This window comes from Streptomyces auratus (assembly GCF_050433025.1).
GTDB classification, from domain to species: Bacteria; Actinomycetota; Actinomycetes; order Streptomycetales; family Streptomycetaceae; genus Streptomyces; species Streptomyces sioyaensis.
In genome coordinates, this window is the sequence record NZ_JBNGCB010000003.1 from 315467 (window position 1) to 336352 (window position 20886).

The following is a 20886-nucleotide window of genomic DNA, read 5'->3' on the forward strand; positions in this document are numbered from 1 at the left end:
CATGCGCTACTGGTCGGCCGCCGTCAGGCGAGCCACCACTGCTGTACGAGCGCATGCGTAGTCATGCGCCCAAGCTACCGGGCCGACCCGGCCCTCGCACGGGTTTGAAGCCCCTCAACCCCTCGTGTAGTGTTCTCCGAGTTGCCCCGGAGCCGACAGGCCCCAGCAGCCATCCCGCCGCCTCGCGGCACACCACTACTGCACGGCCCCTCAACGGGACCTATTTCGGCATGCCGAAATTCGGACCGTGACGTGATTATGCGTCAGCGAGGAATTCCGCTAAAGTAGTGATCACGCCGAAAGGCGCGGCAGCTAAATAGCCGCTCCACGGCGGAACCCCCTCCGACGGGGAATCGGAAACAAATTCGGACCGGCAACGGAACGAAACGGATCTGATAGAGTCGGAAAGGCCGAAAAGCGAAAGCCAAACGGCCGAGCCCGCTCCAACAGGGCGCCGGACACGGAAACGGATCTGGTAAGGTTGGAAACGCGAAGAAGCCGAAAGGCGGAAACGCACCGGCGAAAATCGGGCCCGCAAGGATCTGATAGAGTCGGAAACGCAAGACCGAAGGGAAGCGCCCGGAGAGCCTGGTGAAACAGGCACAAAGGAAGCGTCCGTTCCTTGAGAACTCAACAGCGTGCCAAAAGTCAACGCCAGATATGTTGATACCCCGTCTACCGGAAGCATCCGGTGACGAGGTTCCTTTGAAAGTCCATCCCGCCCATGTGGTGCGGATGGCACACACAGCGAGGACGCTGTGAACGACCGGACCTATTCCGTCTGGTTGTTCCACTCTTCTCGTGTGTGTTTCACCCGATTACGGGTAAACATTCACGGAGAGTTTGATCCTGGCTCAGGACGAACGCTGGCGGCGTGCTTAACACATGCAAGTCGAACGATGAAGCCCTTCGGGGTGGATTAGTGGCGAACGGGTGAGTAACACGTGGGCAATCTGCCCTTCACTCTGGGACAAGCCCTGGAAACGGGGTCTAATACCGGATATGACACACGACCGCATGGTCTGTGTGTGGAAAGCTCCGGCGGTGAAGGATGAGCCCGCGGCCTATCAGCTTGTTGGTGGGGTGATGGCCTACCAAGGCGACGACGGGTAGCCGGCCTGAGAGGGCGACCGGCCACACTGGGACTGAGACACGGCCCAGACTCCTACGGGAGGCAGCAGTGGGGAATATTGCACAATGGGCGAAAGCCTGATGCAGCGACGCCGCGTGAGGGATGACGGCCTTCGGGTTGTAAACCTCTTTCAGCAGGGAAGAAGCGAAAGTGACGGTACCTGCAGAAGAAGCGCCGGCTAACTACGTGCCAGCAGCCGCGGTAATACGTAGGGCGCAAGCGTTGTCCGGAATTATTGGGCGTAAAGAGCTCGTAGGCGGCTTGTCACGTCGGATGTGAAAGCCCGGGGCTTAACCCCGGGTCTGCATTCGATACGGGCAGGCTAGAGTTCGGTAGGGGAGATCGGAATTCCTGGTGTAGCGGTGAAATGCGCAGATATCAGGAGGAACACCGGTGGCGAAGGCGGATCTCTGGGCCGATACTGACGCTGAGGAGCGAAAGCGTGGGGAGCGAACAGGATTAGATACCCTGGTAGTCCACGCCGTAAACGTTGGGAACTAGGTGTGGGCGACATTCCACGTCGTCCGTGCCGCAGCTAACGCATTAAGTTCCCCGCCTGGGGAGTACGGCCGCAAGGCTAAAACTCAAAGGAATTGACGGGGGCCCGCACAAGCAGCGGAGCATGTGGCTTAATTCGACGCAACGCGAAGAACCTTACCAAGGCTTGACATACACCGGAAAACCCTGGAGACAGGGTCCCCCTTGTGGTCGGTGTACAGGTGGTGCATGGCTGTCGTCAGCTCGTGTCGTGAGATGTTGGGTTAAGTCCCGCAACGAGCGCAACCCTTGTTCTGTGTTGCCAGCATGCCCTTCGGGGTGATGGGGACTCACAGGAGACTGCCGGGGTCAACTCGGAGGAAGGTGGGGACGACGTCAAGTCATCATGCCCCTTATGTCTTGGGCTGCACACGTGCTACAATGGCCGGTACAATGAGCTGCGATACCGCGAGGTGGAGCGAATCTCAAAAAGCCGGTCTCAGTTCGGATTGGGGTCTGCAACTCGACCCCATGAAGTCGGAGTTGCTAGTAATCGCAGATCAGCATTGCTGCGGTGAATACGTTCCCGGGCCTTGTACACACCGCCCGTCACGTCACGAAAGTCGGTAACACCCGAAGCCGGTGGCCCAACCCCTTGTGGGAGGGAATCGTCGAAGGTGGGACTGGCGATTGGGACGAAGTCGTAACAAGGTAGCCGTACCGGAAGGTGCGGCTGGATCACCTCCTTTCTAAGGAGCATCTAGATCTCGCAAGAGATCCAGAGCCACTACGTCGGCAAATGTTCGACGGTGGTTAGCTCATGGGTGGAACGTTGACTATTCGGCGCACTTGGTTGGTTGTCACTAGTACTGCTTCGGCGTGGAACGTGGTGATGGATCGAGTGGGCCGGGCACGCTGTTGGGTATCTGAGGGTGCGAGCGTTGCTCGCCCTTCGCGATGCCGGCCCCAGTGAACTCAGCCTTCGGGTTGGGGTGGTGGGTGGCTGGTCGTTGCTTGAGAACTGCACAGTGGACGCGAGCATCTGTGGCCAAGTTTTTAAGGGCGCACGGTGGATGCCTTGGCACCAGGAACCGATGAAGGACGTGGGAGGCCACGATAGGCCCCGGGGAGCTGTCAACCAAGCTTTGATCCGGGGGTGTCCGAATGGGGAAACCCGGCAGTCGTCATGGGCTGTCACCCGCTGCTGAACACATAGGCAGTGTGGAGGGAACGCGGGGAAGTGAAACATCTCAGTACCCGCAGGAAGAGAAAACAACCGTGATTCCGGGAGTAGTGGCGAGCGAAACCGGATGAGGCCAAACCAGTCACGTGTGATACCCGGCAGGGGTTGCGTGGTTGGGGTTGTGGGATCTCTCTTCTGTTGTCTGCCGGCAACAGGACGAGTCAGAAACCGTTGATGTAGGCGAAGGACATGCGAAAGGTCCGGCGTAGAGGGTAAGACCCCCGTAGCTGAAACATTAGCGGCTCGTTTGAGAGACACCCAAGTAGCACGGGGCCCGAGAAATCCCGTGTGAATCTGGCGGGACCACCCGTTAAGCCTAAATATTCCCTGGTGACCGATAGCGGATAGTACCGTGAGGGAATGGTGAAAAGTACCGCGGGAGCGGAGTGAAATAGTACCTGAAACCGTGTGCCTACAAGCCGTGGGAGCGTCGCACAAGGGACTTGTTCCTTGTGTCGTGACTGCGTGCCTTTTGAAGAATGAGCCTGCGAGTTTGCGGTATGTTGCGAGGTTAACCCGTGTGGGGAAGCCGTAGCGAAAGCGAGTCCGAATAGGGCGTTGAGTAGCGTGCCCAAGACCCGAAGCGGAGTGATCTAGCCATGGGCAGGTTGAAGCGGAGGTAAGACTTCGTGGAGGACCGAACCCACCAGGGTTGAAAACCTGGGGGATGACCTGTGGTTAGGGGTGAAAGGCCAATCAAACTCCGTGATAGCTGGTTCTCCCCGAAATGCATTTAGGTGCAGCGTCGTGTGTTTCTTGCCGGAGGTAGAGCACTGGATAGGCGATGGGCCCTACCGGGTTACTGACCTTAGCCAAACTCCGAATGCCGGTAAGTGAGAGCGCGGCAGTGAGACTGTGGGGGATAAGCTCCATGGTCGAGAGGGAAACAGCCCAGAGCATCGACTAAGGCCCCTAAGCGTGTGCTAAGTGGGAAAGGATGTGGAGTCGCAGAGACAACCAGGAGGTTGGCTTAGAAGCAGCCACCCTTGAAAGAGTGCGTAATAGCTCACTGGTCAAGTGATTCCGCGCCGACAATGTAGCGGGGCTCAAGCACACCGCCGAAGTCGTGTCATTGCGATATTACCCCCAACGGGGATCGTGATGGGTAGGGGAGCGTCGTGTGCCGGGTGAAGCAGCCGCGGAAGCGAGTTGTGGACGGTTCACGAGTGAGAATGCAGGCATGAGTAGCGATACACACGTGGGAAACGTGTGCGCCGATTGACTAAGGGTTCCTGGGTCAAGCTGATCTGCCCAGGGTAAGTCGGGACCTAAGGCGAGGCCGACAGGCGTAGTCGATGGACAACCGGTTGATATTCCGGTACCCGCTTTGAAACGCCCAGTATCGAATCCATTAATGCTAAGGCCGTGAAGCCGGCCTGGAGTCTTCGGACAAAGGGACGTGGTGGAGCCGCCGATCCAAGGTGGTAGTAGGTAAGCGATGGGGTGACGCAGGAAGGTAGTCCAGCCCGGGCGGTGGTTGTCCCGGGGTAAGGGTGTAGGCCGTGTGGTAGGTAAATCCGTCACACGTTAAGGCTGAGACCTGATGCCGAGCCGATTGTGGTGAAGTGGATGATCCTATGCTGTCGAGAAAAGCCTCTAGCGAGTTTCATGGCGGCCCGTACCCTAAACCGACTCAGGTGGTCAGGTAGAGAATACCGAGGCGTTCGGGTGAACTATGGTTAAGGAACTCGGCAAAATGCCCCCGTAACTTCGGGAGAAGGGGGGCCATTTCCGGTGATGAGACTTGCTCTCTGAGCTGGGGGTGGCCGCAGAGACCAGCGAGAAGCGACTGTTTACTAAAAACACAGGTCCGTGCGAAGCCGTAAGGCGATGTATACGGACTGACGCCTGCCCGGTGCTGGAACGTTAAGGGGACCGGTTAGTCATGATTCGTCATGGCGAAGCTGAGAACTTAAGCGCCAGTAAACGGCGGTGGTAACTATAACCATCCTAAGGTAGCGAAATTCCTTGTCGGGTAAGTTCCGACCTGCACGAATGGCGTAACGACTTCTCGACTGTCTCAACCATAGGCCCGGTGAAATTGCATTACGAGTAAAGATGCTCGTTTCGCGCAGCAGGACGGAAAGACCCCGGGACCTTTACTATAGCTTGATATTGGTGTTCGGTTCGGCTTGTGTAGGATAGGTGGGAGACTTTGAAGCGGCCACGCCAGTGGTTGTGGAGTCATTGTTGAAATACCACTCTGGTCGTGCTGGATGTCTAACCTGGGTCCGTGATCCGGATCAGGGACAGTGTCTGGTGGGTAGTTTAACTGGGGCGGTTGCCTCCTAAAGAGTAACGGAGGCGCCCAAAGGTTCCCTCAGCCTGGTTGGCAATCAGGTGTTGAGTGTAAGTGCACAAGGGAGCTTGACTGTGAGACTGACGGGTCGAGCAGGTACGAAAGTAGGGACTAGTGATCCGGCGGTGGCTTGTGGAAGCGCCGTCGCTCAACGGATAAAAGGTACCCCGGGGATAACAGGCTGATCTTCCCCAAGAGTCCATATCGACGGGATGGTTTGGCACCTCGATGTCGGCTCGTCGCATCCTGGGGCTGGAGTCGGTCCCAAGGGTTGGGCTGTTCGCCCATTAAAGCGGTACGCGAGCTGGGTTTAGAACGTCGTGAGACAGTTCGGTCCCTATCCGCTGTGCGCGTAGGAGTCTTGAGAAGGGCTGTCCCTAGTACGAGAGGACCGGGACGGACGAACCTCTGGTGTGCCAGTTGTCCTGCCAAGGGCATGGCTGGTTGGCTACGTTCGGAAAGGATAACCGCTGAAAGCATCTAAGCGGGAAGCCTGCTTCGAGATGAGGACTCCCACCCCCTTGAGGGGTTAAGGCTCCCAGTAGACGACTGGGTTGATAGGCCAGATATGGAAGCGCCGTAAGGTGTGGAGTTGACTGGTACTAATAGGCCGAGGGCTTGTCCTCAGTTGCTCGCGTCCACTGTGTAGGTTCTGAAGTAACGACCTGTGTCCTTGCCGGGTTGTCATCTTCATAGTGTTTCGGTGGTCATAGCGTTAGGGAAACGCCCGGTTACATTCCGAACCCGGAAGCTAAGCCTTTCCGCGCCGATGGTACTGCAGGGGGGACCCTGTGGGAGAGTAGGACGCCGCCGAACAATCATTGTGGGAAAGCCCCGCACCGTAATGGTGCGGGGCTTTTCTGCGTTCCGGGGCGTTCTCGTTCCTGGAGGCTGATTTCTCTGGCCAGCGGGGTCGGGGTGCTGGGATCCTGTGCCGCATGGCGTATGTGATCAGGCCGGTGAAGGCTCAGGAATGGCAGCGGCTCAGGGAGTTGAGGCTGGTGGCCCTGGCGGATCCGGTCGCTCGGGTGGCGTTCAACGAGACCCTGGAGGCGGCTGCCGGCGAGCCGGACGAGCTCTGGCAGAGCCGGGCGGCGCGTAGTGAACAGGGCGTCGCGCCGATGACGTTCATCGGGGAAGCCGCGGACGGCAGTTGGGGCGGCATGGTGGTGGTCCTGGTCGAAACGGACGAGGAGGTGCCGCAGACGCATCTCGTGGGGGTGTATGTGCGGCCCGAGCATCGGGGGACCGGGCTGGCGCGGGAGTTGTTCCGGGCGGCGATCGGATGGTCGTGGGAGCTGGCCGAGCCGGCGGTCGAGCGGGTGCGGCTGTGGGTGCATGAGGAGAACGGGCGGGCCGAGGCGTTCTATCGGGCGCTGGGGTTTGTGGAGACGGGGCTGACCAGTGCCGATCCGAAGGATCCGGCTGCGCTGGAGCGGGAGTTGGTGCTCAAGCGGGGGTAGCGCGCGTGAGGGGGGCTCTGTGGCGGCGGGTGCTAGGCCGAGAGGGAGTGGTGGGGCCAGCGGGCGCGGGCCTGTTCCTGGGAGCGCATGGTCGCCAGCGTCAGCAGGCCCTGCTTGGGGCCGGTTTCGAGGAGACCGGGGAGCGCGGGCAGCGGGGCGAGGGCCGCGATGTCGTCCAGGACGAGGGTGAGTGGTGGGTCGAGACGACCGTCAGATGACCGTTCGGCCATGCGGCGGCCGTGCTCGACCACGCTCGAGAGGAGTGCGGTGAGCAGTGGCATCGCACCCGGGTCGGTACGCGGATCCTCGATGGGATCGCCTACCACGTAAAGCGTTCCCCCTTCGTCGATAAATGATTCGAGGAGGGCCGAATCCGCTCGAAGTGGATTGCAGGCGTCCCGGATGTGGATCGAAGAGAGCGCGGACAGCGCGCGGCCGGCCAAGTGCTGGGCGGCTTCGCGGCGTTCGGCGTATGCCGTGAGCACGGACTCCAGCTCGCCGGCCTGGCCGGCGGAGGCCTTGGGGCTGGTGCGCAGGATGCGTACGGGTTCCTGAGCGGCGCCGGTGGAATGGGCCCAGCGGTGCAGCTGGCGGAACGGGCGGCCGTCCACCGCGGCGGCGTGCAGCCAGCAGCGCAGCAAGGTCTGGGCGGCGTCCGCCACGGCCGAGTCCGGGGCGCCGGCGGGGCGTACGGGGGCCAGCAGAGCGGTGGCGCGGGCGGCGGCGGTGGTGAGGTCCGTACAGCCGGAGGTCGGCGACCAGCGCAGCCGGGCCGGGGTGTCGAGGCGGTGCGTCGGATCGTAGGTCAGCAGGGGGCCGAGTTTGGCGCGGGCGTCCTTGGTCTCGGACCAGAGGGCGGGGTCCGTAGTGGCGACGATCAGCGGGCCCGGGGCGGCGTGGGCGACGGTGACGGTCGCGGGGAGGGCGGCGCCGCGGTGGGCGGAGAACTTGAGGCGGGGGAGGGCGGGTTCGCCGGGGTGCGGGGCGGTGGTGGGGGTGGCCGGGGGTGAGGTGCGCTGTTCCGGGAGGGGGCCGGTGGACGTGGCCTCCGCGGGCGGGGGAGGCGGCGGCGCGGCCGGGACGGCCGGCGTGGGCTGCGCGTCCTCGCTGAGCGCCGTAGGGGCGGTGCGGGCCGCCTCCTGGAGGGCTTCCCGGGCCTGCCATGCTTCCCGTTCCGCCTGGCGGGCCTGCTCTTCCGGTGTGGGCACCGCTCGTTCCGGGGGCGGGGCCGTGGACGTCCGCGCCTTCGACCGGCGGGCCGCCCGTACGGCGCGATAGCGGGTGATCGTCCCCAGCGTGAAGATCGTGAGGACCAGCAGCACCATCAGCTCGCCGATGAGGATGCCCCAGAAGAGGCCGTAGCCGGAGAGCTGGTCCCGGGGGGTGTCGGGCCAGGCGGCGGCCATGTTGTGCGGTGCGGAGACCAGATGGCGCAGCGCCATCGGGGTGGCGGGGTAGGTGACGCCCGTGGGCCAGGCGCCGTGGGCGAAGATGCCGGCCAGGCCCGTCGCGCTCCACACCAGTACGGTCAGGCCCAGCAGGAAGGCGAGCAGCCCGATCAGCAGGGAGTCGGGGACGCCGCGGCCCCGGGGAGCGGGCGCGTCGCGGTAGCCGCCGGCGCCCCGTTCGTCGTCGTATCCGCGCCTCACGCCACCGTCTCGCTCGACTCGTCTCTCCACTGCCGCTCCATCGCCATCGCCTCGGCGCGCGCCTCGGCCTCGGCGTCCGCCGCCGCCTGGAGGGCGCGTGCCTCGTCCGTCGGCATCGCGGAGGCCTCGGTCATCGCCCGGTCGGTGTAGACCAGCGGGCGTTCGGCCTCAGTGATGAGGTGTTTGACGACCTGGACGTTGCCGTTGACGTCCCAGACCGCGATGCCGGGGGTGAGGGTCGGGATGATCTCGACGGCCCAGCGGGGCAGGCCGAGCACCCGTCCCGTGGCCCGTGCCTCGTCGGCCTTCTGGGCGTAAATGGTGCGGGTCGAGGCCATCTTGAGGATCGCCGCGGCCTCGCGTGCGGCGGCGCCGTCGACCACATCGCTGAGGTGGTGGACGACGGCCACGAACGACAGGCCGAGCCGGCGGCCGAACTTCAGCAGCCGCTGGAAGAGCTGGGCCACGAAGGGGGAGTTGATGATGTGCCAGGCCTCTTCCACCAGGAAGATGCGCTTCTTGCGGTCGGGACGGATCCAGGTGTGCTCCAGCCAGACGCCGACGATCGCCATCAGGATCGGCATCGCGATGGAGTTGCGGTCGATGTGCGAGAGGTCGAAGACGATCAGCGGTGCGTCGAGGTCGATGCCCGCCGAGGTCGGGCCGTCGAACATGCCGCGCAGGTCACCGTCGACGAGCCGGTCGAGGACCAGCGCGACGTCCAGGCCCCAGGCCCGGACATCGTCTATGTCGACATTCATCGCCTCCGCCGACTCCGGTTCCGGGTGCCGCAGCTGCTCGACGATGTCGGTCAGGACGGGCTGCCGGTCGGTGATGGTCTCGGTGACGTACGCATGGGCGACCTTGAGCGCGAAGCCGGAGCGTTCGTCCAGGCCATGGCCCATCGCGACCTCGATGATCGTGCGCAGCAGGGCCAGCTGGCCGGTGGTGGTGATCGACGGGTCGAGGGGGTTGAGGCGGATCCCGCCGTTGAGGGCGGCGGTCGGGTCCAGGCGGATGGGGGTTATCCCCAGCTCCTGGGCGATGAGGTTCCACTCGCCGACGCCGTCCTCGCCCTGGGCGTCCAGGACGACGACCTGCCGGTCGCGGAACCGCAGCTGGCGCAGGACGTAGGTCTTCTCCAGCGCGGACTTGCCGTTGCCGGACTCGCCGAGGACCAGCCAGTGCGGGGCAGGGAGCTGCTGGCCGTAGAGCTGGAAGGGGTCGTAGATGTAGCCCTTGCCGCTGTAGACCTCACGGCCGATGATCACGCCGGAGTCGCCGAGACCGGGGGCCGCGGTGGGCAGATAGACCGCCTGGGCCTGGCCCGTGGAGGTGCGTACGGGCAGCCGGGTCGTCTCCACCTTCCCGAACAGGAAGCTGGTGAACGCGTCGGTGAGCGCTCCGAGCGGATCGAGCATGGCCATGACGTACGCGCCTCCCAGCGGCTTTAGCGGCGGATTCCGGTCGCGAACGGCAGGGTGTTGACGAACGCCCGGTGGTGCTCGCGGTCGCACCACTCCAGCTTGAGGTAGGACTTGCCGGCCGAGGCGCGGATGGTGCGCTTGTCGCGGGCCAGCGCCTCGGGCGAGCGGGACGAGACCGTGAGGTAGCCGACGAGGTTGACGCCGGCGGCGCCGGAGGCCAGATCCTCGCCGCGCTGGTCCACGCGGCCGTGGTGGGCGACGTCCCGCGGGTCGACGACGCGGTTCATCTTGGCGGCCCGGCTGGCCTCGGCGTCGTCGTTGGTCTTCTCCGTCAGCATCCGCTCGATGGCGACCTCGGTGGGCTCCAGGTCCATGCAGACCGCGACCGTACGGATCACGTCCGGGGTGTGCACCAGGAGGGGCGCGAGGAAGTTGACGCCCACCGGGGTCAGCGGCCACTCCTTGACCCAGGCGGTGGCGTGGCACCACGGCGCGCGGGTCGTCGACTCACGCGTCTTGGCCTGCAGATAGGTCGGCTCCATCGCGTCGAGCTCGGCCGGCCAGGCGTTGCGCTTGCTCATCGCCTGGATGTGGTCGATGGGGTGGTCCGGGTCGTACATGGAGTGCACGAGGGAGGCGAGCCGGGCCTGGCCCAGCGGCTGGCGGACCCGGATGTCGGCCTCGGCGAGCCGGGCGCAGATGTCGGTGAGTTCACGGGCCATCACGACCGCGAGACCGGCGTCCCGGTCCAGCTTCTTGCGCAGCAGCCCGCTCTGGTGCATCCGGGCGGCGCGCGCCATGGTCTGGGCCTCGGCGGCCAGCTCGCGGGTGTAGTGCATACAGGCGACGAGGTAGGCGCGGTGCTGCTCGGAGGAGGTGGAGACCATGGACTGGAGCTGGTCGTAGGACTCCTGCAGCCAGGCCGGGGACGAGCGGTCGCCGCGCTGGGCGACGTCCTTGGCGTGCGCGTCCGGGTCGGCGGGCAGCGTACGGGCGAGCATCTGCAGCCGGGTCACATACCCGTCGCCGTTGGCCACGTGCTTCAGCAGCGTCCCGAAGCGGTCGACCAGCGCCTCCTGGTCCTCGCTGTCGCGCAGGCCGACGCCCGGGCCCTCGATCTCGATGGCGGCGGTGACCGTACGGCGGTCGGCGTGCAGCAGGACGGCGATCTCGTCCGGCCCGAAGGGGGCGGACAGCCAGTTGATCCGGCCGATGCCGGGCGGCGGGCCGATCTCGACCTCCCGGCCGTCCAGCCGGATGCCCGCCTCGGCGGCGCCGGAGCGGTAGGTGGCGCCGCGGCGGACCGTACGGCGGAAGCTGCGCCGGATCTCGAACCACTTGTAGAACGTCCGGCCCTTGTACGGCACGTAGACGAGGGCGAGCCCCAGCATCGGGAAGCCGGTGAGGGACACGATCCGCAGCGGCAGCATGGGCACCAGCAGACCGCACATCATCCCGAGGAACGCGCCCACGATGATCAGCGCGATCTCGCCGGTCTCGCGGTTCTTGCCGACGATCGCGTTGGGCCGGGCGCGGCCGATCAGATAGGTGCGGCGGGGCGCGATCGGGTGGGAGTGCGTGCTCAACGCCCGTCACCTCCTGCTGTCTTGCCGGTGCGGGAGCTGCTGCTCGGGCCGGGGTTCGTACGGGGAGCGGGGGTGGCGGGCGCGGGGGCGCGGCCGCCGGCGGTGCGGGAGCTGTGTGCGGCGACTCCGCCGGCCACCGCGTTGGCCGGCCGGGACTGGCCGCCCTGTGCGCCCTGCGGCTGTCCGCCGCCGTCCCCGCCGGACCTGCGGGAGCTGTGGGTCTTGATGCCCTGGGAGACGAGCGCGGCCGGCGAGGAGATCATCGCGGCGGCCTGGCTGCCGTCGGTGGCCCGGCCCTTGTTCGTACGGGCCGAGACCATCTCGTCGCCGAAGCCGGGGACGAAGCGGTAGATCACGGCGCTGGCGAAGATGGCCAGGATGATGATCGCGAGGCCGGAGACGACGGCGGAGAAGGCGTTCGGGCCCTTGTCGTGGGAGAGCGCACCGGCGATACCGAGCACGATCACGATGACCGGCTTCACCATGATCACCGCGATCATGATGCCCGCCCAGCGGCGCACATGCCCCCACATGTTCTTGTCGACCAGGCCCGCGTAGACGACCGTGCCGAGCAGCGCCCCGACGTAGAGCAGCGCGGCCCGGATCACCAGCTCCAGCCACAGCACACCGGCGGCGAGGACCGACACCAGCGACACCACGATCAGCATGATCGGACCGCCGCCGATGTCGGTGCCCTTCGTGAGCGCCTGCGAGAAGGCGCCGAAGAAGGTGTCGGTCTGCGCCCCCGTCGCCTTCGCGATGATCTCAGTGACGCCGTCGGTCGCCGACACGATCGTGTAGAGGATGAGCGGGGTGAAGGCGGAGGCGAGCACGGTGAGCCAGAGGAACCCGACCGCCTCACCGATCGCCTCCGTCAGCCGCACCCCGCGCACGGCGCGCTTGGCGACGGCCAGCAGCCACAGGACGAGGGTGAGGATGGTGGAGGCGGCGAAGACGACGGCGTACTGCCGCAGAAAGGCGGCGTTGGTGAAGTCCACCTGGGAGGTGGACTGGACCGCGTCCGACAGCTTGGTGACGATCCATGCGGCGGCCTTGGCGAACCCCTTGGCGAGGGAGCTGAGGGGGTCGAGGGGGTTGTCGTCGGTGAGCCCGCCGGGCGCCTTGGGGGCCCCGGAGCCGGCCTTGTCGCCGGATTGGCAGTAGGCCTTGGCGGGGCCATGGATGAGATCGCAGGGGTCACTGCTGGGCGTCGGGCTGGGCGCGGCGAAGGCACGCGTGGCGAGCAGGATCGCTGCAACCTGAACGGTTGTCATGGCGGCAGCTAGGGAGAACGTGCGGGTTCGCGGGCTACCGGGCATATGTGAAACCTCCGTACCCTTGGACCGCCCCCGCGATCTCCTTCGCTCCGGAAGCGGGGACATCCCCGCTGACCGGCGCCGGACCGTCCTTCTGAGAGTGCGTCAGCACCTTCCAGTCGTTGTGGGTCCAGGTGAGCTGCATGGTGATGGTGAACCAACTCGTTGTGACCGGCTTGGTGGAACCCTGCCCGGCCATACCGAGGAGACCGGTGCACCACACCTCGACGGTTGCCTTGTCGCCGGAGGAGGCTGTGGTCTTGGTGCCGACAGGGATGGTGCGTGAGACGAAGGTCAGCCCTGGAGGTGTGGTTCCGTCCGCCTTCAGGCCGACGTTCTTGAAGAAGCCCGGCGAGTAGGCCTCGTCGAGCTTGTTCTGGAAGGCGGCAGCGGACGAGGGCGCCATGATGGTGGTGATCACCTTGTGCCGCTTGTCCTTGTTGAACATCTCCGTGGACCCCAGCGCCACCGCATAATTCGCCCCCGCCGACTCCGCCCCCTGTTCCGTCTTCGGGAAACCCGTGGCGATGCCGCCGTTCTTGCCGGTGACCGGCTTGGTGCCGGTGGGGGCGGTGGGCTGGGCGGCGCCGGTGTCCTTGGGGGAGTCGTTCGACGGGGATTCGCTGTTGCCGCTTCCGCCGCGGTTGGCGAAGGCGATGGCCGCGAGCAGCAGGACGATCACGCCGACGATCGTGATGAGATTACGGCTGGTCAGGCCGGTGCGGGAGCGCCGTGCCGAGCCGTAGCCGTAGCCTTCGCCGTCGTTGTCGGGAAGTCTGGTCCGTGTCTGGCCCGTCTCGGGACCGCGGTGGCTGTCGCCGCCGTAGCCGCCGTCGTCGCTGAGACTCATCGCGCCTGTGCCCCCTCTACCGCCGTCGCCGTTCGTGCCGTGGTGTTGCCGCCCTCATATGACCGTAGCCGCGCGGGCGGCGACGCGGGTGCAGTGGTTCGAGTACATCTCACCGTGACGGGTCCTCAGATGCGGTACGGCGGAGGCGAATGGGGGACTCTGGGGTATTTGTGCCCATCGCCCGCTCCGTGGTTGCCGCCGCCTTCTTGCGCCTTCTCACTCCCGGATCCACCTGTCCCCGCGCAGCCGCCGGCCCAATCGGTCCGCTGGTGGCAGGGGTGGCGAGGGCGCAGGGCGGAGCCGTCGGGCCGGCGTGAGGGAGCGTCAGCATGTGGCCTCGGCAGGGGAGGTGGATCCGGTGGGGGGTGAGTCGGGGCACGGGGAGGCGGAGAGAGGACGGGCGGGGGCGCATGGGGGGCGGCGCGGGGACGGACGCGTGTCAGGGTGCGCCAGCGGGTGCCGCCCGGCTACGGCGTACCTAGACCGCCATGCCGTAGACGATGGTGAACAGCGTCCCCAGGGAGCCGATGATGAAGACGCCGGTCAGGCCGGCCACGATCAGGCCCTTGCCCTGTTCGGCGCTGAAGGTGTCGCGCAGCGCGGTGGCGCCGATGCGCTGCTTGGCGGCACCCCAGATCGCGATGCCGAGGCACAGCAGGATCGCTACCGCCATGACCACTTCGATCATCACGCGGGCCTCGTTGCCCAGGCTTCCGAACGGCCCCCAGTCCGGGGCGATTCCGCCGATGATGGTGGTGATGTCGCCTTTTTCGGCCGCAATGAACATGTGAACTCACCGCCCCTTGGTGGGTAGTTGTGCGCCTCGCCGGCGCGGTACAGGTCAGCCTCCATCTTCGCTGACAAACGAGCCGTCAGCTGTCGACTTGGCGCCTTTCTTTGACGGATCCCGTGGGAGTGGCGTGTATGTGTGGGCGCACGCCATCCATTGAACCGATTAGTCTCACTGTGTGTATCACGGGGGATAACCCTGAGCAATGATCATCGGAAGCGGCGGTGGCCGGTCCGGCGCGCCGCGGGGGCCTGGTCCGTTCGGGTGGCGGACGCGGCCCGGGTGCGGCGGCTACTCGGTTGCGTGTGACATGGCGAAGATCATGACGAGCGCCACGAGGTGGATGGCGAACAGGAAATAGGCGACGCGCCACCACAGGTGACGGTTCAGCTGCTTCTGATTGTTCGGGTCCACGGCTCTCGTCCTGTCTCGGGTCTCTGGTGCAGTGTCCCTCATCCGGCGGTGCTCCGGGCGCGTCCGTGAGCGGAATCGCAATACGGGTGACGTGCCCCCTGCCTCCCCTCGTGCCGCCCCCTGCGCCGTGTCGTGCACCGCCGTGCGGCAACTCACGCGGGCGGGCGCGCGGGTGCGGCCGGAAAAAGGCAGTGAACCGCGGCTGGATGAGGGAGGGTTGGAGGGTGCGGAAATTCTGGGTGGCCGGTGGGCTCGGGGCAGGGCTGATGCTCTGTCTGCTCGCTCTGCTTGTGATCGCTACGTACACGGTCGCGGCCGGGCTCGGCGGGGCCGCCGGACGTGCCCTCGGGCTGGCGAAGGGCGCGGTGCCGGCCGCCTACCAGTCGCAGGTGCAGAAGTGGGGGACGCTCTGTTCGGCGATAAGTCCCGCGCTGCTGGCGGCGCAGCTCTACCAGGAGAGCGGATGGAACCCGAAGGCGCAGAGCGCGGCCGCCGCGCAGGGGCTGGCGCAGTTCATCCCGGGGACGTGGCAGACGCACGGCGTCGACGGCAACGGCGACGGCCGCAAGGACGTGTGGGACCCGCAGGACGCGATCGCGTCGGCGGCCTCGTACGACTGCGAGCTGGCGCGCTATGTGAAGGGCGCCTCGGGCGACGCCACGCGCAACATGCTCGCGGCGTACAACGCCGGTGCCTACCGGGTGATCCAGTACAACGGGGTGCCGCCGTACCGCGAGACCCAGAACTATGTGAAGACGATCACGACCCTGGCGAAGAGCTTCGAGGCGCAGACCGGGCCGGTGGCACCGTCGCGGCAGGCCGCAGGGGCCATCTACTTCGCCCAGGGGAGGCTCGGTACGCGCTATCTGTGGGGCGGTACGGGAACGGCGGCGCAGGGCGGCCGGTTCGACTGCTCCGGGCTGACCCAGGCCGCGTACCACTCGGTGGGCATCGAGCTGCCACGGGTCGCGAACGACCAGTGGAACGCCGGACCGCACCCGAAGCGCGACGAGCTGCTCCCGGGCGACCTGGTGTTCTTCGCCAACAACCTGAACGACCCGCGGTCGATCCACCATGTGGGGATCTATGTGGGAGGCGGCTACATGATCAATGCGCCGTACACCGGGGCCGTGATCCGGTTCGACAAGATCGATTCGCCGGACTACATCGGTGCGACCCGCGTCACCTCGGATGGCGCAAAAGCGCTGCCCGGTACGAACGCTGCGTGAACATAGCGCCCTGAACTGCAGTGATGAATCAAGCTTCGATAACGTCCTGGTGATCTTCCGGTAGAGAATGGAACGCCAGGGGCGGGCATCGCGTTTCCTTGGCGTGGGGACGTAACAGAGCTCGCAGCAGCACCCGCTCGACGACCACGGGGGCAGGCAGCACACGAAGGCGCTCGCGCGCGCGAAAGATAAGGGGCCGCGGCAGATGGCTGGACTCGCACTCGAAGGGCCGAACCCCGACGTCGACGTGCTCGACGGCATCAACGGCCTGGCGAAGGATGCCCCCCACTGGGTCAACAAGGCGATGGAGTACATCGGCGAGTACGGCCTGATCGCCGCCCTCGCGGTGCTGTGCCTGGTCGCCTGGTGGTCCGCGCGCCGCAAGCCCGGTGCGCCGTCCGCCGTCGCGGGGCTGGTCTGGGCGCCGCTGGCCGCGGGGATCGCGCTGCTGGCCAACATCCCGATCCGGGCGTTCGTCGAGCGGCCGCGGCCGTTCAAGGACCATGCCGGCCTGGACGTGCTGATCCCCGGCAAGAGCGACTTCTCGTTCGTCAGCGATCACGCGACGCTCACCATGGCGGTCGGCGTCGGCCTGTTCGTCGCCCATCGCAAGTACGGCCTGATCGGGATCGCGCTGGCGCTCGCCGAGGGCTTCTGCCGCGTCTACATGGGCGTGCACTACCCGACCGATGTGATCGGCGGTTTCGCCCTGGGCACCGCCGTCGCGCTGCTGCTCGCGCCGCCCGCGCAGGCGCTCCTGGTGCCGCTGATGACGGCGATCGGCAGGTCGAAGCTGGCGTGGCTGGTGCGGGCGCCGGGCGTCGAGGCGGACGGGGACGGCGGTCCCGGCGAGGGCAGCCGGGTGGTGGCCGCCGGCTCGGGGATGGCGCCCGGCCACAAGGAGCGGGACAAGGATCTGGCGGCCTGACGGCCGCGGCCGGCGGAGCCTGACGGCCCGTCGGCAGCGATGAGACCTGGCGGATGCGGACGGCCCGGACCCCTCGCGGGGCCGGGCCGTCCGTGTGTCCGCCGGCGGTCTCAGAGCGCCTGCGGGAAGGTGCTGAACAGCCGCTGCGGGTCGTAGGTCCGCTTGACCTGCGTGAGCCGGGTGGTGGCGGCGCCGTAGTAGGCGGACTTCCAGTCGGTGAGGCCCGGGTCGGTGTAGTTCTGGTAGGCGGCGCCCGAGGAGTAGCGGCGCATCGCGTCGTGGAACGAATTCAGCCACGCCGTCTGCTTGCTGGACGAGCCATTGGCTCCCCAGGACGTCAAGTACTGGGCGAGGAAGCGCGAGCCGCGGTGGACGAACGCGGTGTCGGTGCGGCCGACGCGGTTGATGGCGCCGCCCAGCGCCGTCATGGCCACGTTCCCGCCGACGCCGTTGCGGCCGCCGCGCTCGATCTGGTCCATCAGGGTGCGGATGCCGGCCGTCGACAGCGAGCGGTCGAAGAAGTGCGAGCGGGCGGCGTAGGTCTCCCGGCCCAGCTTGCCGGCGGCGGTGTGGCCGGGCAGCGAACCCGGCATATGGCACTGCGCGGTGGACTTGGAGGAGCAGCCCGCGTACGACTCCATCGCGTCCAGGTAGCCGATCGGCGTGAGGTGGATGCTCGCGGCGGGGCCGGGGCCGGGGCCGCCCGCCTGGTCGGCGAGCTTGTCGAGGGCGTTCTTCAGGTCGCCGTAGCTGCCCAGCGAGAAGGCCGCGACCGAGACGCCCGGGGTGCCGCCGGGGCGGGCGTCGAGATGGCAGGCGGACCATATCTCGTCAGCTTGCGTGGGGCCCCACTTCTGCCAGGACGCCACGACCTTCGCCGCCTTGGACCACGGCCAGGTCATATAGGCCATCACCGAGCGGGGCGCCGGGTGGGTACGGAAGCGGAGCTCGGTGACCACGCCGAAGTTGCCGTTGCCGGCGCCGCGCAGCGCCCAGAAGAGGTCGGCGTGCTGGTTCTTGTCGCAGTCGATGGTCTTGCCGTCGGCCGTGACGAGGGTGGCGCCGACGAGGCTGTCGCAGGTCAGGCCGTAGGCGCGGGACGCCACGCCGTGGCCGCCGCCGAGCGTGAGCCCGGATATGCCGACGGTGGGGCACGAGCCCCCGGGTATCGTCACGCCGTGCGCGCCCAGGCCCTCGTAGACGTCGATGAGCTTGGCGCCGGCGCCGATGCGGGTGATGCCGCCGGACGGCGCGCCGACCTTGGAGAGCGCGGAGACGTCGATGATGAGCTTGTTGTTGCCGCTGGACCAGCCCGCGTAGGAGTGGCCGCCGCTGCGGATGACGACCGGGGTGTCGTGCCGCCGGGCGAAGGAGAGGCACTCGGCGACGTCCGCCGGGTGCTTGACGTAGGCGATGGCCGACGGCTTCAGCGTGTCGTAGCGGGTGTTGTAGAGACGGCGGGCGGTCGCGTAGGCAGCGTCCGACGCCCGTATCAGCTTGCCGTCCAGGCTCTTGCCGAGCGCGGTCCAGGAGGCGCTGGAGGCCCCGCCGCCGGCGACGGCCGCATTGGTGTTCGCCGCGCCCGTGCCGTTCGCGGCCCCCGTGACGGAAGCGGAGGAGGCCGCACCCGCCTTGCCGGTCTTGGTGTCGCAGCCGGTGGCCCAGGCGACCGACGTGGCCGCCAGTCCGCCGCCGGCCTGCAGGAGTGTGCGCCGCTTCACTGGGATGGATCCCCCTCGATGTCGTACGGTCCTGCCCCGCCCGCCGAGGGACCGGCAGAGGATGCGGGGCGTGTGCGGGGGAGACGGATCCGGGCGGATGCGGCGGCGCGCTGCCCCGCGTACCGCTGTGCCCATTCATGTCCTGCGCTGTCCGGTACCGTCCCTGAAGTCCGTTACCGGCGCGGGGTTGTTGCCTCCCCTACTAGGCAGATGCCGTACGGGCGTGGGGGGTTCCCGGAACGGAGTTCCTCATTCCCGCGGGCCGTGCGGCGCGGTGCCCGGCTCGGCATCCACCAGATGGCGCTCGGCGTCCGTACGCGCCTGGGAGCGGGCGCGACGGGCCGGCCCCCGCCAGCCACAGTCGCAGCGGGCGCTGCAGAAGGACCCGCGTTCGGTGGTGGAGGTCGTATGGGGCGTTCGGTCGGGCACGCCGCCACGCTACGCCCCGTCCGCCGGTGCGTGACGAGCCCCCTTGACACTCGTTGAACGGATCGGTCGGCGGAACGCCAGATGCGGCGGTGGCGGAACGTCCGGCCCACCCGAGCGGACCGGCCGGCCCAGGCCGCTCCCGAAGACAGCGGCCGAGGGGGCTCGTACGCGATGGTGGTGCAGGACAGGCGAGGCGGCGGCGCGGCCGCCGTGGCCCTGGCGTGCGGGACGGGGCTGGCGGTCGGGCTGCTGACGACGGGATGTTCCCCGGACGGTGCCGCGGCCGACGACCAGGAGCCGCCCGCCCGGGGCGCCGCCGCTGCCGCCGTGCAGGTCAGGGAGAGCGCCGACGCGCTGGTGCGGGCCCGCTCCGCCCAGGTCCGTACGTCCATGGAGACCATCAGCGGCGGCACCCGTGTCGCCATCCGCGGCACCGGCGGCTACGACTTCGCCACCAGCACCGGGCGGCTGCGCGTCGTCCTGCCCGATCCGGCGGGCCGGGCCGGCGGCGGCCACCAGCCGATCACCGAGATCCTCGCGCCGGGTGCGCTGTTCATGAAGAACCGCGGGGCCGGGGTGCCCGCCGACAAATGGGTACGGGTCGCCACCGGCTCGCTCGCCGACGGGAATCTGGTCACCGGCGGTGCGACCGATCCGCTGGCCGCCGCCGAACTCCTGCGTGGCGCACGGAATGTGACATATCAGGGCGAAGAGCGGTTGGACGGCGTCATGGTGCGGCACTATCGGGGAGTGACGGACATCCAGACGGCCGCCCAGGTGGCGTCGCCGCGCACCCGCTCCGCGCTGGTCGCCGCGGAGGAAGGATTCACCACCGACGAGGTGCCGTTCGATGTGTATCTGGACGGGGCCGGACGGCTGCGCAAGGTGCGCCAGTGGTTCCGCTTCGCCAACGGTGCGCCCCAGGGCGCGGCGGTGGTCTCCACCACGGAGCTGTCCGGCTTCGGCACCAGGATCTCGGTGCAGCTGCCGGACGAGCGCGACATCTATGCGGGAAAGATCGCTTCGGCCACACCGTAGGGCTGGTGCGGCAGCGGGCCATATGACGGGGGCGCATGCGGAATGGCGGAAATGGTCCATCCGTGCCATGCGCGGAGCGTGCGCCGCTCTTTACGCTGACGGTAACCACCGGAGGCGTGGGAAGGCGCTCGAAGGAGGAGGTGTTGTACGTGGCCGGACAGCGACCTACGACGGTCCAGGACCACATCGCCCTCGTCGAGATCGACCTGACCGGTGAGTTGATGATCGCGGCCGCGGCCGCGAGCGAGGATCGGCTCAGCCCGGACCGTATCGACGAGGTGCTGGACGTCGACGGGGAGGGCGGCGGGCGCGGGTGCCCGCTGCCGCCGTCGCCCTAGACGGACTGGCCCTGGCTGCGGCGCGCCGGAGGGCCGGCCGGCTCAGGTGCGCAGCATCCGCTCGATCGCCTTGGTCGCCTCCTGGACCTTGGCGTCGATGGCCTCGGGGCCCTTGACGGCCGCGTCGGCGACGCAGTGCCGCAGATGCTCCTCCAGGAGCTGGAGGCCGAAGGACTGCAGGCCCTTGGTGCTCGCCGAGACCTGGGTGAGTATGTCGATGCAGTACACATCCTCTTCGAGCATCCGCTGCAGGCCGCGGATCTGTCCCTCGATCCTGCGCAGTCGCTTGATGTGTGCGTCCTTCTGCTGTGCGTAGCCGTGTGTGCCGCCTGCGGGAGAAGTCTCTGCGTTATCGGTCACGGTTTGAGCGTCGCCTCGGTGGTCGGAGTCCGGCTGCGGGGTGGCGCGGGCGGCGGTGGGTGCGGTGCCGCCGTTGGTGTCGGCGTCCATGGTCGTCATGGCCGTCTCCCGTGATATCTAGGCGTCCATATACCCCTGGTGGGTATATGGTACCGAACTTTGCGGGCAGGTGTGGTACCCCGTGCAGAGCATGCTGT

General features: G+C 67.1%; 15 protein-coding genes and 3 rRNA genes. 8 read left to right on the plus strand and 10 right to left on the minus strand.

Annotation, left to right across the window (positions count from 1 at the left end; genetic code table 11):
* Positions 1–831 precede the first annotated feature (831 nt).
* The 4 genes from BKA18_RS20995 to BKA18_RS21010 all read left to right on the plus strand — a co-directional run bounded on the left by BKA18_RS20995 (position 832) and on the right by BKA18_RS21010 (position 6614).
* A 16S ribosomal RNA gene (locus BKA18_RS20995) occupies positions 832–2358 on the plus strand.
* Between the two features lie 297 nt (positions 2359–2655).
* Positions 2656–5777: ribosomal RNA gene (locus BKA18_RS21000) — 23S ribosomal RNA — on the plus strand.
* 73 nt (positions 5778–5850) lie between these two features.
* Positions 5851–5967, plus strand: a 5S ribosomal RNA gene (gene rrf / locus BKA18_RS21005).
* Together the 16S, 23S and 5S rRNA genes form the textbook arrangement of a ribosomal RNA operon.
* Positions 5968–6089: 122 nt before the next feature.
* Entirely contained in the window at positions 6090–6614 is a 525-nt protein-coding gene (locus BKA18_RS21010) for a GNAT family N-acetyltransferase (protein WP_366047555.1), read from the plus strand.
* A gap of 32 nt (positions 6615–6646) precedes the next feature.
* Here the strand turns inward: BKA18_RS21010 and BKA18_RS21015 are convergent, their stop codons facing one another.
* The 7 genes from BKA18_RS21015 to BKA18_RS21045 all read right to left on the minus strand — a co-directional run bounded on the left by BKA18_RS21015 (position 6647) and on the right by BKA18_RS21045 (position 14646).
* Positions 6647–8263, minus strand: a complete 1617-nt coding sequence (locus BKA18_RS21015) for a type VI secretion protein (RefSeq protein WP_366047556.1) — start codon at positions 8261–8263, stop codon at positions 6647–6649.
* On the minus strand, positions 8260–9684 hold the full coding sequence (locus BKA18_RS21020) for an ATP-binding protein (RefSeq protein WP_040900263.1): 1425 nt from the start codon (positions 9682–9684) through the stop codon (positions 8260–8262). The genes BKA18_RS21015 and BKA18_RS21020 overlap by 4 nt, the downstream gene beginning before the upstream one ends.
* A 29-nt stretch (positions 9685–9713) precedes the next feature.
* Positions 9714–11276, minus strand: coding sequence for an SCO6880 family protein (locus BKA18_RS21025; protein WP_006603973.1), 1563 nt, complete (start codon positions 11274–11276; stop codon positions 9714–9716).
* A complete protein-coding gene (locus BKA18_RS21030; protein ID WP_366047557.1) occupies positions 11273–12595 on the minus strand; it encodes a hypothetical protein in 1323 nt (440 codons plus the stop codon). The genes BKA18_RS21025 and BKA18_RS21030 overlap by 4 nt, the downstream gene beginning before the upstream one ends.
* A complete protein-coding gene (locus BKA18_RS21035; RefSeq protein WP_366047558.1) occupies positions 12585–13442 on the minus strand; it encodes a hypothetical protein in 858 nt (285 codons plus the stop codon). The genes BKA18_RS21030 and BKA18_RS21035 overlap by 11 nt, the downstream gene beginning before the upstream one ends.
* A gap of 478 nt (positions 13443–13920) precedes the next feature.
* On the minus strand, positions 13921–14229 hold the full coding sequence (locus tag BKA18_RS21040) for a hypothetical protein (RefSeq protein ID WP_006603970.1): 309 nt from the start codon (positions 14227–14229) through the stop codon (positions 13921–13923).
* Between the two features lie 294 nt (positions 14230–14523).
* A complete protein-coding gene (locus BKA18_RS21045) occupies positions 14524–14646 on the minus strand; it encodes a hypothetical protein (protein ID WP_256332003.1) in 123 nt (40 codons plus the stop codon).
* A gap of 224 nt (positions 14647–14870) precedes the next feature.
* Between BKA18_RS21045 and BKA18_RS21050 the strand changes: the two genes are divergently transcribed.
* Together BKA18_RS21050 and BKA18_RS21055 are read left to right on the plus strand one after the other, a co-directional pair.
* Entirely contained in the window at positions 14871–15875 is a 1005-nt protein-coding gene (locus BKA18_RS21050) for a C40 family peptidase (protein WP_006603969.1), read from the plus strand.
* A 205-nt stretch (positions 15876–16080) separates the two neighbouring features.
* Positions 16081–16803, plus strand: coding sequence for a phosphatase PAP2 family protein (locus BKA18_RS21055; RefSeq protein ID WP_366047559.1), 723 nt, complete (start codon positions 16081–16083; stop codon positions 16801–16803).
* Positions 16804–16913: 110 nt separating this feature from the next.
* Here BKA18_RS21055 and BKA18_RS21060 read toward each other — a convergent pair whose 3' ends face one another.
* Positions 16914–18524 (minus strand): FAD-binding oxidoreductase, encoded by a 1611-nt coding sequence (locus BKA18_RS21060; protein WP_366047560.1) that lies wholly within the window; start codon positions 18522–18524, stop codon positions 16914–16916.
* A 249-nt stretch (positions 18525–18773) separates the two neighbouring features.
* Complete coding sequence (locus BKA18_RS21065) at positions 18774–18953, minus strand: hypothetical protein (RefSeq protein ID WP_366047561.1); 180 nt, start codon at positions 18951–18953, stop codon at positions 18774–18776.
* A 171-nt stretch (positions 18954–19124) separates the two neighbouring features.
* Here BKA18_RS21065 and BKA18_RS21070 point away from each other — a divergent pair, with 171 nt between their 5' ends.
* On the plus strand, positions 19125–19991 hold the full coding sequence (locus BKA18_RS21070; RefSeq protein ID WP_366047562.1) for an SCO4651 family lipoprotein: 867 nt from the start codon (positions 19125–19127) through the stop codon (positions 19989–19991).
* 140 nt (positions 19992–20131) lie between these two features.
* Positions 20132–20329, plus strand: coding sequence for a hypothetical protein (locus BKA18_RS21075; protein ID WP_366047652.1), 198 nt, complete (start codon positions 20132–20134; stop codon positions 20327–20329).
* A 42-nt stretch (positions 20330–20371) separates the two neighbouring features.
* Here the strand turns inward: BKA18_RS21075 and BKA18_RS21080 are convergent, their stop codons facing one another.
* Positions 20372–20788 carry a metal-sensitive transcriptional regulator gene (locus tag BKA18_RS21080; RefSeq protein WP_093484526.1) on the minus strand — a complete coding sequence of 139 codons (417 nt, stop codon included), beginning with the start codon at positions 20786–20788 and terminating at the stop codon, positions 20372–20374.
* Positions 20789–20886 lie beyond the last annotated feature (98 nt).

Coding starts and splice junctions, on each gene's coding strand:
- BKA18_RS21010 (WP_366047555.1), top strand. CDS start 6,090: ATGGCGTATGTGATCAGGCCGGTGAAGGCTCAGGAATGGCAGCGGCTC.
- BKA18_RS21020 (WP_040900263.1), bottom strand. CDS start 9,684: ATGCTCGATCCGCTCGGAGCGCTCACCGACGCGTTCACCAGCTTCCTG.
- BKA18_RS21030 (WP_366047557.1), bottom strand. CDS start 12,595: ATGCCCGGTAGCCCGCGAACCCGCACGTTCTCCCTAGCTGCCGCCATG.
- BKA18_RS21035 (WP_366047558.1), bottom strand. CDS start 13,442: ATGAGTCTCAGCGACGACGGCGGCTACGGCGGCGACAGCCACCGCGGT.
- BKA18_RS21040 (WP_006603970.1), bottom strand. CDS start 14,229: ATGTTCATTGCGGCCGAAAAAGGCGACATCACCACCATCATCGGCGGA.
- BKA18_RS21055 (WP_366047559.1), top strand. CDS start 16,081: ATGGCTGGACTCGCACTCGAAGGGCCGAACCCCGACGTCGACGTGCTC.
- BKA18_RS21070 (WP_366047562.1), top strand. CDS start 19,125: ATGGTGGTGCAGGACAGGCGAGGCGGCGGCGCGGCCGCCGTGGCCCTG.
- BKA18_RS21080 (WP_093484526.1), bottom strand. CDS start 20,788: ATGACGACCATGGACGCCGACACCAACGGCGGCACCGCACCCACCGCC.